Origin of the sequence: Bacillus sp. 1021 (genome assembly GCF_014534735.1) — a bacterium.
Lineage (GTDB): Bacteria > Bacillota > Bacilli > Bacillales > Bacillaceae > Bacillus > Bacillus siamensis.
This window is the reverse complement of record NZ_JACVSR010000005.1, coordinates 60,750-77,750: the sequence shown is the minus strand read 5'-3', so window position 1 is coordinate 77,750 and position 17,001 is coordinate 60,750. Positions and strand designations below refer to the sequence as shown.

The 17,001-nt window shown below is 47.6% G+C and carries 11 protein-coding genes; 8 read left to right on the top strand and 3 right to left on the bottom strand.

The window, feature by feature from the left end:
- Positions 1-47: 47 nt before the first annotated feature.
- The 4 genes from pcrA (at position 48) to ICW23_RS16915 (ending at position 6,741) form a co-directional block, all read left to right on the top strand.
- On the top strand, positions 48-2,267 hold the full coding sequence (pcrA, locus tag ICW23_RS16930) for a DNA helicase PcrA (RefSeq protein ID WP_188154834.1): 2,220 nt from the start codon (positions 48-50) through the stop codon (positions 2,265-2,267).
- Between the two features lie 23 nt (positions 2,268-2,290).
- Positions 2,291-4,297, top strand: a complete 2,007-nt coding sequence (gene ligA / locus ICW23_RS16925; protein WP_016937003.1) for an NAD-dependent DNA ligase LigA — start codon at positions 2,291-2,293, stop codon at positions 4,295-4,297.
- Between the two features lie 15 nt (positions 4,298-4,312).
- Positions 4,313-5,509, top strand: a complete 1,197-nt coding sequence (locus ICW23_RS16920) for a CamS family sex pheromone protein (protein ID WP_016937002.1) — start codon at positions 4,313-4,315, stop codon at positions 5,507-5,509.
- A 236-nt stretch (positions 5,510-5,745) separates the two neighbouring features.
- A complete protein-coding gene (locus ICW23_RS16915; protein ID WP_188154833.1) occupies positions 5,746-6,741 on the top strand; it encodes a phosphotransferase enzyme family protein in 996 nt (331 codons plus the stop codon).
- A gap of 37 nt (positions 6,742-6,778) precedes the next feature.
- Here ICW23_RS16915 and ICW23_RS16910 read toward each other — a convergent pair whose 3' ends face one another.
- A complete protein-coding gene (locus ICW23_RS16910) occupies positions 6,779-7,471 on the bottom strand; it encodes an MgtC/SapB family protein (RefSeq protein WP_016937000.1) in 693 nt (230 codons plus the stop codon).
- Positions 7,472-7,591: 120 nt separating this feature from the next.
- Entirely contained in the window at positions 7,592-9,070 is a 1,479-nt protein-coding gene (gene putP / locus ICW23_RS16905) for a sodium/proline symporter PutP (RefSeq protein WP_049628034.1), read from the bottom strand.
- A gap of 422 nt (positions 9,071-9,492) precedes the next feature.
- Here putP and gatC point away from each other — a divergent pair, with 422 nt between their 5' ends.
- The 3 genes from gatC to gatB are packed head-to-tail and all read left to right on the top strand — an operon-like array spanning position 9,493 to position 12,699.
- The gene (gene gatC / locus ICW23_RS16900; protein ID WP_003155732.1) at positions 9,493-9,783 is read left to right on the top strand and encodes an Asp-tRNA(Asn)/Glu-tRNA(Gln) amidotransferase subunit GatC; all 291 of its coding nucleotides are present in this window, start codon (positions 9,493-9,495) and stop codon (positions 9,781-9,783) included.
- 14 nt (positions 9,784-9,797) lie between these two features.
- Positions 9,798-11,255 (top strand): Asp-tRNA(Asn)/Glu-tRNA(Gln) amidotransferase subunit GatA, encoded by a 1,458-nt coding sequence (gatA, locus tag ICW23_RS16895; protein WP_188154832.1) that lies wholly within the window; start codon positions 9,798-9,800, stop codon positions 11,253-11,255.
- Between the two features lie 13 nt (positions 11,256-11,268).
- Complete coding sequence (gatB, locus tag ICW23_RS16890) at positions 11,269-12,699, top strand: Asp-tRNA(Asn)/Glu-tRNA(Gln) amidotransferase subunit GatB (RefSeq protein ID WP_016936997.1); 1,431 nt, start codon at positions 11,269-11,271, stop codon at positions 12,697-12,699.
- Between the two features lie 62 nt (positions 12,700-12,761).
- On the opposite strand, the gene ICW23_RS16885 is transcribed toward gatB, so the two are convergent.
- The gene (locus ICW23_RS16885; RefSeq protein WP_016936996.1) at positions 12,762-13,610 is read right to left on the bottom strand and encodes a TetR/AcrR family transcriptional regulator; all 849 of its coding nucleotides are present in this window, start codon (positions 13,608-13,610) and stop codon (positions 12,762-12,764) included.
- Positions 13,611-13,739: 129 nt separating this feature from the next.
- On the opposite strand from ICW23_RS16885, the gene ICW23_RS16880 reads away from it, so the two are divergent.
- The gene (locus ICW23_RS16880; protein WP_188154831.1) at positions 13,740-16,883 is read left to right on the top strand and encodes an efflux RND transporter permease subunit; all 3,144 of its coding nucleotides are present in this window, start codon (positions 13,740-13,742) and stop codon (positions 16,881-16,883) included.
- Positions 16,884-17,001 lie beyond the last annotated feature (118 nt).

Here is a 17,001-nt window from a genome sequence, read left to right as displayed (position 1 = left end):
GAATTTGATTTATGATAGAACATATGTTTGATAGGCGGTGAACGGATATGAATTACATTAGCAATCAATTATTAAGCGGATTAAATCCCGTTCAGCAGGAAGCGGTCAAGACGACGGACGGTCCGCTGCTTCTGATGGCAGGTGCGGGAAGCGGAAAAACACGGGTGCTGACGCACAGAATCGCGTACTTAATGGCGGAAAAACACGTGGCGCCGTGGAACATTCTGGCGATTACATTTACAAATAAAGCCGCCAGAGAAATGAAGGAGCGGGTGGAGAGCATTCTCGGCCCCGGCGCGGATGAAATCTGGATATCCACCTTCCACAGCATGTGCGTGCGGATTCTGCGCAGGGACATTGACAGAATCGGCATCAACCGAAACTTCTCCATTCTTGATACGGCTGATCAGCTTTCCGTTATTAAAGGGATTCTGAAAGAGCGGAATATCGACCCGAAAAAGTTTGATCCGAGAAGTATTTTAGGCTCGATCAGCAGCGCAAAAAACGAGCTGATCGAACCTGAGGAATTCGCAAAAACGGCCGGCGGCTACTACGATCAGGTCACGAGTGACGTGTATACCGATTATCAGAAAAAACTGCTGAAAAACCAATCGCTCGATTTTGATGATTTAATCATGACGACGATCAAGCTTTTCGAGCGTGTGCCGGAAGTGCTTGAGTTTTATCAGCGCAAATTCCAGTACATTCACGTAGACGAGTATCAGGATACGAACAGAGCGCAATACCTGCTCGTTAAGCAGCTTGCGGCCCGTCTTGAAAATATCTGCGTCGTCGGTGATTCCGACCAGTCCATTTACAGATGGCGCGGGGCGGATATCGCGAATATCCTTTCCTTTGAAAAAGATTATCCGAGCGCAAACGTGATTCTGCTCGAACAAAACTACCGCTCGACAAAGCGGATTCTGCAGGCGGCCAACGAAGTGATCAAAAACAACTCAAACCGCAAGCCGAAAAACCTGTGGACGGAGAATGACGAAGGCGTCAAGCTTGCTTATTACAGCGGCGACAATGAATTCGGCGAAGGCCAATTCGTCGCGGGCAAAATTTATGAGCTGAACAGCTCAGGCCGGCGGAAGCTTTCCGATATCGCGATTTTATACCGGACAAACGCCCAGTCGCGCGTTATCGAGGAAACCCTTTTAAAAGCCGGTCTGAACTACAATATCGTCGGCGGAACCAAGTTCTACGACAGAAAAGAAATTAAAGACATTCTCGCGTATCTGCGCCTTGTGTCAAACCCGGACGATGACATCAGTTTTACACGGATCGTCAATGTGCCGAAACGGGGCGTCGGCGCCACTTCGCTTGAAAAAATCGCTTCATACGCGGCGATGAACGGCATGTCAATGTTCCAGGCGATCAAACAGATTGATTTCATCGGCGTCAGCGCGAAAGCGGCAAACGCGCTTGACGGCTTTGGTGTGATGATTGAAAATCTGACGAATATGCAGGATTACCTGTCCATTACGGAACTCACGGAAGAAATTCTCGATAAAACGGAATACAGAGAAATGCTGAAGGCTGAAAAGTCTATTGAGGCCCAGAGCCGTCTTGAAAATATCGACGAGTTTCTTTCTGTCACGAAAAACTTCGAACAAAAAAGCGAAGACAAGTCTCTCGTCGCGTTTCTGACCGATCTGGCGCTGATTGCGGATATTGACCAGCTCGACCAGAAGGAAGAGGAAACGGGCGGAAAGGATGCCGTCACGTTAATGACGCTGCACGCCGCTAAGGGGCTTGAATTTCCTGTCGTGTTCTTAATGGGCATGGAGGAAGGCGTATTCCCGCACAGCCGCTCCCTGATGGAAGAAGCCGAGATGGAAGAAGAGCGCAGGCTCGCATATGTAGGCATTACGAGGGCGGAAGAAGAACTGTACTTAACGAATGCCAAAATGCGCACCTTGTTCGGGCGTACCAATATGAATCCGGAATCCCGCTTTATCAGGGAAATACCTGACGATTTATTGGAGAACCTAAATGAGAAGAAAACCCCGCGCATGCAGCCGGGAAGAAAAATGCAGCCGAAACGCGGGCCCGTATCCCGTCCTGTTTCCTACGCGAACAAAACAGGCGGCGACTCGCTCAGCTGGGCGGTCGGAGATAAAGCGGGCCATAAAAAATGGGGCACCGGAACGGTTGTCAGCGTAAAAGGAGAAGGCGAAAGCACGGAGCTTGATATCGCATTCCCGAGCCCAGTCGGCGTGAAACGTCTGCTGGCCGCCTTTGCCCCGATTGAAAAGCAGTAACCTGAAGAGAAAGGAAGAACATGATGGACAAAGAAACAGCGAAACACCGGGCAGAAGAATTGCGCCGCACCATCGATCAGTACAGTTATGAATATTACACCTTAGATGAACCGAGCGTGCCGGATTCCGAGTACGACAGACTGATGCAGGAGCTGATGGCCATAGAAGAAGAGCACCCGGAGCTCAGAACGCCTGATTCGCCCACACAGCGGGTCGGAGGAGCGGTGCTTGAGTCGTTTCAAAAGGTGCAGCACGGCACGCCGATGCTCAGTCTCGGCAACGCATTTAACGATGACGATCTTCGCGATTTTGACCGCCGCGTCCGTCAGGCTGTCGGCGACGGCGTCGCTTACAATGTGGAGCTGAAAATAGACGGTCTTGCTGTTTCTCTCCGTTATGAAGACGGCTATTTCGTCAGAGGCGCGACAAGAGGAGACGGAACGACGGGCGAAGATATCACGGAAAACTTAAAAACGATCCGCAACATTCCGCTGAAAATGAAACGGAATCTTTCCATAGAAGTGCGCGGAGAGGCGTACATGCCGAAACAGTCATTTGAAGCGCTCAATGAGGAAAGGCTGAAACATGAAGAGGAGCCGTTCGCCAATCCCCGGAACGCGGCTGCGGGCTCACTCAGACAGCTCGATCCGAAAATTGCAGCGAAACGAAATCTTGACATTTTCGTCTACAGTATAGCGGAGCTTGACGAAATGGGTGTGGAAACACAGAGTCAAGGCCTGGATTTTCTGGATGAGCTCGGTTTTAAAACAAACCAGGAACGGAAAAAATGCGCCACGATAGATGAAGTGATTGAAATGATCGAAGAGCTGCAGGCGAAGCGGGCCGATCTCCCGTATGAAATTGACGGAATCGTCATCAAGGTGGATTCGCTCGATCAGCAGGAAGAGCTCGGGTATACGGCAAAAAGCCCGCGCTGGGCGATTGCTTATAAATTCCCGGCAGAAGAAGTCGTGACAAAACTGCTCGATATCGAACTGAATGTCGGAAGAACGGGCGTCATTACGCCGACTGCCGTCCTGGAACCGGTAAAAGTAGCGGGGACGACGGTCTCAAGAGCATCCCTTCATAACGAAGATTTAATTAAAGAGAAGGATATCCGCATTCTCGATAAAGTGGTCGTCAAAAAAGCGGGCGATATCATCCCTGAGGTCGTCAATGTCTTAGTTGAACAGCGGACCGGAGAAGAAAAAGAATTCAATATGCCGACCAGCTGCCCTGAGTGCGGAAGCGAACTTGTCCGCATTGAAGGAGAGGTCGCGCTGCGCTGTATCAACCCGGAATGCCCGGCGCAGATCAGAGAAGGCCTGATTCACTTTGTCTCACGCAACGCGATGAATATTGACGGACTCGGAGAACGTGTCATCACACAGCTTTTCCGTGAACATCTCGTCCGTAATGTCGCTGATTTGTATAAGCTGACGAAAGAACAGGTCATCCGGCTTGAGCGGATGGGGGAAAAATCAACTGACAATTTGATCAGCTCCATCCAAAAGTCGAAAGAGAATTCGCTGGAACGGCTGCTGTTCGGTCTCGGCATCCGTTTTATCGGCTCAAAAGCGGCCAAAACACTGGCCATGCATTTTGAAAGCCTGGAAAATCTGAAACAAGCCACAGAGGAAGAGCTGCTTGCAGTAGACGAAATCGGTGAAAAGATGGCTGATGCCGTCATCACCTACTTCCGAAAAGAAGAAATGCTTGAGCTTTTGAATGAACTGGAAGAGCTCGGTGTGAACACACTCTATAAAGGCCCGAAAAAAGTAAAAGCGGAGGACAGCGACTCTTATTTTGCCGGAAAAACCATCGTATTAACCGGAAAGCTTGAAGAGCTGTCCAGAAATGAAGCCAAAGCGCAGATCGAAGCGCTCGGCGGAAAGCTGACGGGATCTGTCAGCAAAAAAACAGACTTGGTGATCGCCGGAGAAGCGGCCGGAAGCAAGCTGGAAAAAGCGCAGGAATTAAACATTGAAGTATGGAATGAAGCACAGCTATTGGGAGAGCTAAAGAAATAAGAGGAGTGTTTTCTATTGAAAAAGATGTTGGCATTGGCGGCGACGGCGACCGCGGCAGTATTGATGCTGTCAGCCTGTTCGCCGAGTTTCGGAGGAAAAAAAGAGGAAGAGATCACGCAGAAAACCGCAAAGTCTTCTGAAAAAGCGATCATACCGAAATATAATATCTCTGATTCCTACTATAAGATGGTGCTTCCGTTTAAGGCCGGAAAAGCGCGCGGCCTGACCGCGGACCGGCTGAATACGAGGCTGGACATCGATGAATTCGAGACGGGGCTGATGCGGCTCGCCCAAGACACGTTCCCGACAGATGATTATTTGTACCAGGAAGGCCAGTATTTAGATGAGGATACGGTACTCAGCTGGCTTGACCGCAAAAAAGAAGGCAGTGATCTGAAAAAGGCGAAAAAGGCAGACGCCAATTTCCAGAATCTCGGATTAAACCCGGTGCTGCCAAGTTCGGGATCGGCAAAAGAGAAAAACGAAAACAGCCCGATTTACTTAGCGTCTATGCTTGAACAAGATTACTTAGTAAGAAAAGATAAAAACTCCATCCAGCTTGGCGGTGTCATGATCGGTCTCGCTCTCAACTCTGTTTACTATTACCGCGAAAAAACCGGTGATCCGCAGCAGGAAGTAGAGCTCAGCGACAAAACGATCCGCAGCCACGGGGAAGAAATCGCCCAGGAAGTCGTTAACCGTCTCCGGAAAATGGATAACCTGAAAAATGTGCCGATTACCGTCGCCCTTTATAAACAAGCGCCGAAAACATCAATCGTACCGGGAAATTACATTGCAAAAACAGAAGTCAAAGCCGGCTCATCCACCATTTCAAACTGGGATGATGTCAAAGAAAAATACGTGTTCTATCCGGCGGATACAGACACGGCAAAGAAATACCCTGACGATTCCGAAGTGTTTAAACGCTTCAAAAACGCGATCGACAGCTACTTCCCGAACTACACCGGAGTAGTCGGAACGGCGATGTACGAAAATGATGAAATGAGAAAAATGAAAATAGAAATCCCAATGCAATTTTACGGTAAAAGCGAAGTCATCGCCTTTACCCAATACTTAACGGGTGAGCTCATGGATTATTATTCAAAAGGCTCAGTCGATGTTGAAATCAATATCACCTCGTCAGACGGCCAGGAAGCGCTGATCGTCCGAAATGCGGGTGACAAAGAACCGACCGTCCATATTTACGATTAATTAAGATGCCCTTGTTCATTTCTTTATGAGCAAGGGTTTTTCTTGTATATATCGTTGGTGAGAGCAGTGACGTATGTTAAGATATTTGTATAAATAAGGATTAACAGGAAAAACTTTTTTGTTTATAGGCGGATGTTACTAATCTGTTAGGAACAAAAAGAAGGGCGGGATGTTGATGAATGACTTATGCTGAGTACACATATCACTGCCAAAAGATATGAAGAGGGTGAATCAGCATGCATAAAGATATTAAAGCGGTTTTTGAGGAAGATAAGGTGCTCGCTAAAGCCGGTGAAATATACGGCTTTACCAAATTTCAATTTATCGCAGACGCAGAGAACTACGTATATGAAATTGTGAAAGATAACGAACCTTATATTTTAAAAATTACGCATACGATCCGCAGAACACCGGAATATATTCTGGGAGAAATGGAATGGCTTCATCATCTCACAAAGGGAGGGCTTTCAGCAGCAAAACCGATTCCTTCATTAAATGGCAGAGATGTCGAAAAAGTGCCGGATGGAAAAGGCGGAGCGTTTTTATTAAGAGTCTATGAAAAAGCGCCGGGCCATAAAGTAGAAGAATCAGACTGGAACGGAACTCTGTTTTATGAGCTTGGCAAGTATACGGGGAACATGCATCGGCTGACGAAAAGCTACCGTCTGAGCGACCCGAAATATAAAAGGCAGGAATGGGACGAAGAGGAGCAGCTGAAGCTGAGAAAATACGTGCCCGCAGATCAGCATCTCGTATTCGAGCGGGCGGATGCTTTAATGGAGGAACTGCGGAAATTGCCGAAGAACCCGGAAAGCTACGGTTTGGTGCACGCCGATTTGCACCATGGCAATTTCAACTGGGACAACGGAAAAATTACTGCCTTTGATTTTGATGATATCGGCTACAATTGGTTTGTGAATGATATCAGTATTTTGCTGTACAACATGTTGTGGTATCCGGTCATCCCGTATGAAGACAAGGCCGCGTTCACGGGTGAATTCATGACACACTTTATGAAAGGCTACAGGGAAGAAAATGACCTTGATCCCGCCTGGCTTGAAAAAATCCCGGATTTCCTCCGGCTGCGCCATATGCTGATTTACGGATTATTGCATCAGGCGTTTGACCTAGACTCACTCGGAGATGAAGAGCTTGAGATGCTGAAAGGCTTCAGACGCGATATTGAAAACGAAACACCGATTACTGAATATCATTTTTCTGCATTCGTATAAATAGAAAAACGCCGGCTGACATCAGTCCGGCGTTTTTTTATAACGTATCGCATTTCACTCCGACGACACCCTGAATTTCTTTAATATCATAATACACGTCCGTTGTGTAGCGGTTTTTATGAACGCTGATTTTCACTTCCATAATCGGAAATTCTTTTTCATGCAGATCATCTATCCGGACGGAGTGAATGCGGAGCTGTTTGCTTTTCATTTCCTTTAAAATCTCGGTCATTTTGTCTTTGTCGGAAAGAGACATCCTCACGCGGATATCTTTCTCTTTCAAGCGGTTGGGGCCGACTTTTCTGATCAGCCACGGAAGAAACTCGACGCTGATCAGGATAAACAAGAGGCTTGCGAACGCCTCCTTATAAAAGCCGGCGCCTGTGGCCAGACCCAGTCCGGCTGCACCCCAGATGATAGCCGATGTCGTCAGGCCGGAAATGACGTCATTGCTTTTACGCAGAATCACGCCCGCACCGATAAAGCCGACGCCGGAAATGATTTGGGCGGGGAGACGGAGCGGATCCATCATAATACGGTAATATTTCGGAAAATGATAGGCCGCATTAATGCTGACGATCGTCAGCATACAGGAGCTGACGGCGATGACGATACAGGTTTTCAGTCCGAGCGGTTTATTTTTCAGCTCGCGCTCAAGACCGATGATCATCCCGATCAGCGTGGCAATGCCCAGTTTTAATAAAATGTCCGGATCGATAGGCCAGCTCAATTTGCACAGCACCTCCGCAGTTTTTCTTATAGTAAATTGATATGATTTTCTCACAGTATTTATAGCAGGACAAGTGCGGAAGAAAAAAGCCGTCAGGGATAAAATCTGACGGCTTTTTGTCTATTTCTTCTTTTTCAAAAGAGCTTCCATCCGGCTGAACAGCTGATAAGAAGCATCGGCCGGTTTTTTGGTCAGCAGACTGACGGCAATACCGGCAATCAGACTGAGGAAGAACCCCGGAATGATTTCGTATATGCCGGTTGAAGCGGCAAGCCCCGTCGTAATCCAGATTAGAACGGCCGCAGCTCCGGTAATCATCGCCGCAAGCGCTCCCCATTCATTCATCCGTTTCCAGTACAGACTGAGAAGGAGCGCCGGACCGATGGCCGAACCGAAGCCTGCCCACGCATATCCGACCAGATCAAGAATGGTGCTGTTCGGATTCATGGAAAGCAGGATGGCGATTACGGCCACGATTAATACTGACAGGCGTCCGGTCATGACCAATTCTTTATCGCTCGCTTCCCGTCTGAAAAAGGCGCGGTATAAATCTTCCGTAATGGCGCTTGCCGTTACGAGAAGCTGTGAGGAGATGGAACTCATAATCGCCGCTAAAATTGCAGACAGCAGGAAGCCCGTAATCAGCGGATGGAACAAGATTTTAGAAAAAATAATGAAAATCGTTTCCGGATCTTTTACGGAGACCCCGAAGTGATGAGAATACGCAACCCCGATAATCCCGGTAAGCAGTGAACCGACAACTGAAATAACCATCCAGCTCATCCCGATTCTGCGGGCGGGTTTTAAATCTTTCACTTCTTTAATCGCCATAAATCGTACGATGATATGAGGCTGGCCGTAATAGCCGAGTCCCCATGCCAAGTAAGAAATAATGCTAATGACGCTCGCGCCTTTAAAGATATCCAATAGTTTCGGGTTAACGGCGTTGATCGAATCAATCGTCGTTGAAACGCTCCCGAGCTGGGTAAAAGCAACGATCGGCACAAGCACTAATGCCGCAAACATGATCGCTCCCTGTACGAAGTCAGTCAGACTGACAGCAAGGAAACCGCCAAACAGCGTGTAAAGCACAACAACACCGGCCGTTAAAAACAAACCGAATTTGTAGTCGGCGCCGAATGCCGATTCAAATAACCTGCCTCCGGATACCATTCCGGACGATGTGTACAGTGTGAAAAAGATCATAATAATCACGGCGGAAACAATTTTCAGCAATGATGACGAATGGCGGAACCGTTTATCGAAGAAATCGGGAATCGTAATCGCATCATCCGCAACTTCCGTATAGGCGCGCAGCCTCGGAGCAAGCAGCAGATAATTTGAATATGCGCCGATCGTCAAACCGAGCGCCAGCCATAAGGTCGATAATCCCGTTGCGAACATTGCGCCGGGAACCCCCATCAGCATCCATGCGCTCATGTCCGCCGCACCTGCGGACAGCGCCGTTACGAACGGGCCGAGTCCTCTTCCGCCCAGCATGTAATCATTAATATTCGTTGTCTTTCTGAATGCGTACCAGCCGATTAACAGCATGGCAGCAAAGTAAATGCCAAGAGATATAATTAATTCAATACTCACGTTTCTGGACCCTCTCTTCTTTTAAGTAAATGTTGCATCACCTCTGCAGATTAGTAGTGCCGGACTTTTGCGCCGGCGGCAAGCCTTTTAGTCATCATGACATGCCGAGTGCATGATTTTGTGCAGGCTATGGTTACTAAACCTAACAAAGTATCCCCGATCAATCAACTCTCGAAACCTGGCCCATTCAAGGAAAAAATCCCCGGCAACATAGAACAGCTTAAAGATGAAAACGCTACCAATAAATTATAAAAGTAAAAATTTTCTGACATATAATTCGTTTCTCTTTCTCTCCGATTTAGGATAAAATAGAGAGGGTTTCATCATGCCTCAGGAGGCGGCGTTTTGTTGCTTTAGAGGGCTCGTTTTTGATATGATCTGTATTATATGACGAAACGGAGAATTATGCGGAGGTGGATCTTATGTCACGAATTTCTATAGAAGAAGTAAAACATGTCGCTCATTTGGCGAGACTTGCCATTACGGATGAAGAAGCTGAAATGTTCACAGAACAGCTTGACAGCATCATCTCGTTTGCCGAGGAGCTTAATGAAGTGGACACGGATAACGTGGAACCGACAACACACGTACTGAAAATGAAAAACGTAATGAGAGAAGATGAAGCGGGTAAAGGCCTTCCGGTCGAGGATGTCATGAAGAATGCTCCCGATCATAAAGACGGCTATGTCCGTGTGCCATCTATTCTGGATTAAAGGAGGGAGACAGTATGTCATTATTTGATCACAAAATCACAGAACTGAAACAAATGATACATAAAAAAGAAATCAAGATTTCCGATCTTGTTGATGAATCTTACAAACGGATCGCATCCGTGGATGATAAGGTGCAGGCATTTTTACAGCTTGATGAAGAAAGAGCCCGCGCTTACGCGAAAGAGCTTGACGAAGCGGTTGACGGCCGGTCTGAACACGGTCTTCTTTTCGGAATGCCGATCGGCGTCAAAGACAACATCGTGACAAAAGGGCTTCGCACAACATGCTCAAGCAAAATCCTCGAAAACTTCGATCCGATTTACGATGCGACGGTAGTGGAGCGCCTTCAGGCCGCTGAAGCCGTCACGATCGGAAAGCTGAATATGGACGAGTTCGCGATGGGTTCTTCTACTGAAAACTCCGCGTACAAAGCGACGAAAAACCCTTGGAATCTTGATACGGTTCCCGGCGGATCAAGCGGCGGTTCCGCAGCTGCGGTTGCAGCCGGCGAAGTGCCGTTTTCACTCGGATCTGATACGGGCGGCTCCATCCGTCAGCCGGCTTCTTTCTGCGGCGTCGTCGGATTAAAGCCTACATACGGACGCGTGTCGCGTTACGGTTTGGTCGCTTTTGCGTCTTCATTAGACCAGATCGGACCGATCACAAGAAACGTAGAAGATAACGCATTCCTGCTTCAGGCGATTTCAGGCGCGGACAAAATGGACTCTACGAGCGCCAATGTCGAAGTGCCGGACTTTCTTTCTTCATTAACGGGCGACATTAAAGGCTTAAAAATCGCCGTGCCGAAAGAATACCTCGGGGAAGGCGTCGGCAAAGAAGCGAAAGAATCGGTTTTAGCCGCTTTAAAAGTGCTTGAAGACCTTGGAGCGACATGGGAAGAAGTATCTCTGCCGCACAGCAAATACGCGCTTGCGACGTATTATCTGCTGTCATCTTCCGAAGCGTCTGCGAACCTTGCGCGCTTTGACGGCATCCGCTACGGATACCGCTCAGACAATGCGGACAACCTGATCGACCTTTATAAACAGACACGCTCAGAAGGCTTCGGCAACGAAGTGAAGCGCCGCATCATGCTCGGCACCTTCGCGCTCAGCTCAGGCTACTATGACGCGTATTACAAAAAAGCGCAAAAAGTGCGCACGCTCATTAAAAAAGATTTTGAAGACGTCTTTGAGAAATACGATGTCATCGTCGGACCGACAACGCCGACACCAGCTTTCAAAATCGGCGAAAAAACCAGCGATCCGCTCACAATGTACGCCAACGATATTTTAACGATTCCTGTCAACCTCGCGGGTGTGCCGGGAATCAGCGTGCCGTGCGGATTTGCGGACGGACTGCCGCTCGGACTGCAAATCATCGGAAAGCACTTCGATGAAGGCACTGTATACCGTGTCGCTCATGCTTTTGAGCAGGCAACAGATCATCATAAAGCGAAACCTGAACTGTAAGGGGTGAAATGAAGTGAACTTTGAAACGGTAATCGGACTTGAAGTCCATGTGGAATTAAAAACAAAATCTAAAATTTTCTCAAGCTCACCGACGCCATTCGGAGCGGAAGCGAATACCCAAACGAGCGTCATTGACCTTGGGTATCCCGGCGTGCTGCCCGTTTTAAACAAAGAAGCGGTCGAATTCGCGATGAAAGCCGCAATGGCTTTGAACTGCGAAATCGCAACGGATACGAAGTTTGACCGGAAAAACTATTTCTACCCGGACAACCCGAAGGCATATCAAATTTCTCAATTTGACAAGCCGATCGGCGAAAACGGCTGGATCGAAATCGAAGTCGGCGGAAAAACGAAAAAAATCGGTATTACCCGTCTTCACCTTGAAGAAGATGCGGGAAAACTGACGCATACGGGCGACGGCTATTCCCTCGTTGACTTCAACCGCCAGGGCACGCCGCTTGTCGAGATTGTATCTGAGCCGGATATCCGCACACCGGAGGAAGCTTACGCATATCTCGAAAAGCTGAAATCAATTATCCAATACACAGGCGTGTCTGACTGTAAAATGGAAGAAGGTTCACTGCGCTGTGACGCCAACATTTCCCTCCGTCCGATCGGCCAGGAGAAATTCGGCACAAAAACGGAGCTGAAAAACCTGAACTCCTTCGCATTCGTGCAAAAAGGCCTTGAGCATGAAGAAAAACGCCAGGAGCAGGTGCTTCTGTCAGGAGGCGTCATTCAGCAGGAGACGCGCCGCTACGATGAAGCGACGAAAAAAACCATTTTGATGCGTATCAAAGAAGGTTCGGATGACTATCGCTATTTCCCAGAGCCTGACCTTGTTGAGCTCTACATTGATGACGAATGGAAAGAACGCGTAAGAGCAACCATTCCTGAGCTTCCGGATGAGCGCCGCAAACGTTATATCGAAGAGCTCGGCCTGCCGGCTTATGACGCAATGGTTCTGACGCTGACGAAAGAAATGGCTGATTTCTTCGAAGAAACGGTCAATAAAGGCGCAGAAGCCAAGCAGGCATCCAACTGGCTGATGGGTGAAGTGTCAGCTTACCTGAACGCCGAACAAAAAGAGCTTGAGGATGTCGCACTGACTCCTGAGGGCCTTGCCGGCATGATTAAGCTGATTGAAAAAGGGACCATTTCGTCTAAAATCGCGAAGAAAGTCTTCAAAGAATTAATTGAAAAAGGCGGAGACGCTGAAAAAATCGTCAAAGAAAAAGGCCTCGTGCAGATTTCTGACGAAAGCGTGCTTCTGAAGCTGGTGACAGATGCGCTTGACAGCAACCCGCAGTCAATTGAAGACTTCAAAAACGGAAAAGACCGCGCGATCGGCTTCCTTGTCGGGCAGATTATGAAAGCCTCAAAAGGACAGGCCAACCCGCCGATGGTCAACAAAATTTTACTTGAAGAAATCAAAAAACGATAAAAAAAGCAGCCGCCTGTAAGGGCGCTGCTGACACGGAGACCGGTATGCGCCGGTCTCTTTTTTTATAAGCTGAAATAGGTTTCAATGGAAGCACGCAGCGTTTCAATCTGTTTATTTCCGCTGCCTGCCAAATTGGACAGCATTCCTTTAATAATCGGTTTGCGCGGCTCTTCCTTTGCGCTTTCCTCTTCAATGACTTCCAGCGAAACGAGAACGTCCTCAGGCAGCCCCTGCTGAGCTTTTGCCATTTGAATATCCGCGAGCAGTCTCTTTCTGTCCGCCGCGGGCTGAGTGAAAATATCCTCAGGCAAAAGCGGATCGGGATTGTCTTTTATCAGTCCGGTAATCAGATCATCTATCCTGGCGATCAGAAAGGGGGCCACGTTTTCCGTCCGGAATGCTGTATTTTCATTGAAAATCAAGAAATGGATATAAGAACTCACAATCCCTTGGGCCATAACGGATGCGTCCGCTAAAAACGGTATAACGGCATCTCCGTAAACGGACAGCAAAGCATCCCGGTACAGCATGTTAAATTGAATATTCGCCTCATGAAAGTATTGTTTTACCTTTTGATTTTCTGGGATGACCTTTTCGCTCAGCAAGAGAATGATAAAGTCCTTATGCTCCATAAATTCCTGGAATTGATATGCGATTTGTTTTTGGAATACGTCCTTAGGCGGTTTATGCAGATGTTCTGTTTTGATCTTCTTTATTTCTTCCATAGACATGCCGATGTAATACTCACATGCGGACAGCAAAAGGTCTTCTTTTGATTTGAAATGGAGATAGAAGGCGCCTTTTGAAATTCCGCACTCGCCGGCGATTTCCTGAATCGTTGTTGAAGAAAATCCTTTTTTAGCAAATAAATGGATGCCTGTTTTTATGATTTTCTCTTTTTTTTCGTTCATGACGTGCTTCCCCTTAATCCTTGAAAAATTTAGAAAAATTTACTGCCTTATTGGTTGACGATGTTGAGTTATACCGTTTAGTATTATATAGAATGACCAGTCAGTCAATAAAAAATAACGGAGGACATGATGAACCACATTATTAACTTTGTACTGAAGAACAAATTCGCAGTTTGGCTGATGACGATTATCGTTACTGTAGCAGGGCTGTATGCCGGTCTGAATATGAAACAGGAATCCATACCGGACGTCAACATGCCTTACCTCTCAGTAAATACGACTTATCCCGGAGCTGCTCCGAGTCAAGTTGCGGATGACGTGACGAAACCAATTGAGCAGGCGGTGCAGAATTTAGAAGGAGTGAGCGTCGTATCGTCCACATCCTCTGAAAACGTCTCATCGGTTATGATTGAATATGATTACAACAAGGATATGGACAAGGCGAAAACTGAAGTCGCTGAAGCGCTGGACAGTGTCAGCCTTCCTGACGACGCGAAAAAACCTGACATTTCCCGTTACAGCCTCAACTCTTTCCCGATTTTGACGCTCAGTGTGACAAGCGGCAAAAGCTCGCTTGAAGATCTGACCAAAAATGTGGAAAACACTCTCGTTCCTAAGCTCAAAGGCATCCAAGGCGTTGCGTCCGTGCAAGTTTCCGGACAGCAGGAAGAGCAGGTGGAATTCTCTTTCAAAGACAAAAAAATGAAAGAGTACGGACTTGATGAAGATACCGTCAAAAAAGTGATCCAAGGCTCTGACGTCAATACGCCGCTTGGATTGTACACGTTCGGCAACAAAGAAAAATCAGTTGTCGTTAACGGAAATATTACGTCAATTAAAGATCTGAAAGATATGAGAATTCCGGTCACATCTTCTTCTGCCGCTCAAGGTCAAGCGGGCGGAGCTGGTGCGGCATCCGCGGCGGACGCTCAGGCTGCGCAGCAGGCACAGCAAAGCGCATCAGCAGGGGTGCCGACAGTCAAGCTTTCTGACATTGCCGACATTAAAGATGTGAAAAAAGCAGAATCCATTTCCCGCACGAACGGAAAGGACAGCATCGGAATTAATATCGTAAAGGCCAATGACGCCAACACGGTGGAAGTGGCCGATGCGATTAAAGATGAACTGAATCAATACAAAAAAGACCACAAAGGGTTCAAGTACAGCTCGACTCTTGATATGGCAAAGCCGATTACAGAGTCAGTGGAGACGATGTTAAGCAAAGCGATTTTCGGCGCGATTTTTGCGGTAGTGATTATTCTCTTATTCTTAAGAGATATTAAATCAACGATGATTTCTATCGTTTCCATCCCGCTGTCACTGCTGATTGCGCTTCTGGTGCTGAATCAGCTCGATGTCACATTGAACATTATGACACTCGGCGCGATGACGGTCGCCATCGGACGGGTAGTCGATGATTCCATTGTCGTTATCGAAAACATTTACCGCCGCATGAGGCTGAAAGATGAGCCTTTACGCGGGAAGCAATTGGTGCGTGAAGCGACAAAAGAAATGTTTAAACCGATCATGTCATCAACGATCGTAACCATTGCCGTATTCCTGCCGCTTGCCATGGTCGGCGGACAGATCGGCGAACTGTTTATGCCGTTTGCCTTAACAATCGTTTTCGCGCTTGCCGCATCATTGTTGATTTCCATCACACTGGTGCCGATGCTTGCGCACAGTTTATTCAAAAAATCGCTCACAGGCGCGCCTGTTAAAGCGAAAGAGCATAAGCCGGGCAGATTGGCCAATTTCTATAAAAAAGTGCTGAATTGGTCATTAAGCCATAAATGGATTACATCTATTATCGCGGTTCTGATGCTTGCCGGCAGTTTGTTCCTCGTACCTCTGATCGGCGCGAGCTACCTGCCTGCGCAAGCGGACAAAACAATGCAGCTCACATACACGCCTGAACCGGGTGAAACGAAAAGCGAAGCTGAAAAAGCTGCGCAAAAAGCGGAAGACATGCTGCTTAAACGCAAACATGTCGATACCGTCCAGTATTCATTAGGCTCGCAAAGCCCGCTCGGCGGAAGCTCAAACGGGGCGTTGTTCTATGTGAAATACGAGGATGACACGCCTGATTTTGACAAAGAAAAAGACAATGTCTTAAAAGAAGTCAAAAAAACATCCAGCCGCGGCGAATGGAAATCACAAAATTTCAGCTCGTCAGGCAACAACAACGAATTAACGTACTATGTGTACGGAGATTCAGAGTCTGATATTAAAGGCACGGTCAAAGACATCGAAGGCATCATGAAAAAGCAGAAGGATCTGAAAGACGTCAACTCAGGCCTTTCCAGCACATATGATGAGTACACGTTTACCGCTGACCAGGAGAAGCTCAGCAAGCTGGGCCTGACGGCTTCGCAAATCTCCCAAGCCTTGATGCCGCAAACGTCACAGTCTCCTTTGACAACGGTGAAAAAAGACGGCAAAGAGCTTGACGTAAACATCAAAACAGAAAAAGACCAGTATAAGAGTGTAAAAGAATTAGAGGATAAAACCATCACATCGCCTGCAGGCCAAGAAGTAAAAATCGGCGATGTGGCGAAAGTGAAAAACGGCACGACATCTGATACCATTTCCAGACGCGACGGCAAAGTGTACGCTGACGTAACGGCAACCGTCACTTCTGACAACATCACGAAGGTGTCATCAGCCGTTCAAAAGAAAGTAGACAAACTGGATAAGCCGGACAATGTATCTATTGATACCGGCGGTGTATCAGCCGATATTGCTGATTCCTTTACGAAACTCGGTTTAGCGATGCTTGCCGCAATCGCCATCGTATACCTCGTGCTTGTGATTACGTTCGGCGGAGCATTAGCGCCGTTTGCGATTCTGTTCTCGCTGCCGTTTACAATCATCGGCGCATTAGCCGGACTGTATGTATCCGGAGAGACGATCAGTCTGAACGCCATGATCGGTATGCTGATGCTGATCGGAATCGTCGTTACAAATGCGATTGTCTTAATTGACCGCGTCATCCATAAAGAAGCGGAAGGCTTATCGACGAGAGAAGCGCTCCTTGAAGCCGGCTCTACGAGATTGCGTCCGATTCTGATGACGGCGATCGCGACAATCGGCGCCCTGCTTCCATTGGCATTGGGCTTCGAAGGCGGAAGTCAGGTCATTTCTAAAGGACTCGGTGTCACCGTTATCGGCGGTTTAATCAGTTCGACTCTGCTTACCCTTCTGATTGTGCCGATCGTATATGAAGTATTGGCGAAATTCCGTAAGAAAAAACCAGGAACAGAAGAAGAGTAAGACAGCGGGCCTTGGCTCCTTAAAAGGGGCCGGGGCCTTTTTTCTTCTGGCAATTCCTGTACATATTGTTGCGATTTTCTCAAGTCATAGTATAATTAAAGGTTGTTAGTGTTAATAA

Bases quoted from the DNA above. Each gene is read 5' to 3' on its own strand.
- ICW23_RS16880 (WP_188154831.1), top strand. From the start codon at position 13,740: ATGAACCACATTATTAACTTTGTACTGAAGAACAAATTCGCAGTTTGG.
- ICW23_RS16915 (WP_188154833.1), top strand. From the start codon at position 5,746: ATGCATAAAGATATTAAAGCGGTTTTTGAGGAAGATAAGGTGCTCGCT.
- ligA (WP_016937003.1), top strand. From the start codon at position 2,291: ATGGACAAAGAAACAGCGAAACACCGGGCAGAAGAATTGCGCCGCACC.
- gatA (WP_188154832.1), top strand. From the start codon at position 9,798: ATGTCATTATTTGATCACAAAATCACAGAACTGAAACAAATGATACAT.
- pcrA (WP_188154834.1), top strand. From the start codon at position 48: ATGAATTACATTAGCAATCAATTATTAAGCGGATTAAATCCCGTTCAG.
- ICW23_RS16885 (WP_016936996.1), bottom strand. From the start codon at position 13,610: ATGAACGAAAAAAAAGAGAAAATCATAAAAACAGGCATCCATTTATTT.
- gatC (WP_003155732.1), top strand. From the start codon at position 9,493: ATGTCACGAATTTCTATAGAAGAAGTAAAACATGTCGCTCATTTGGCG.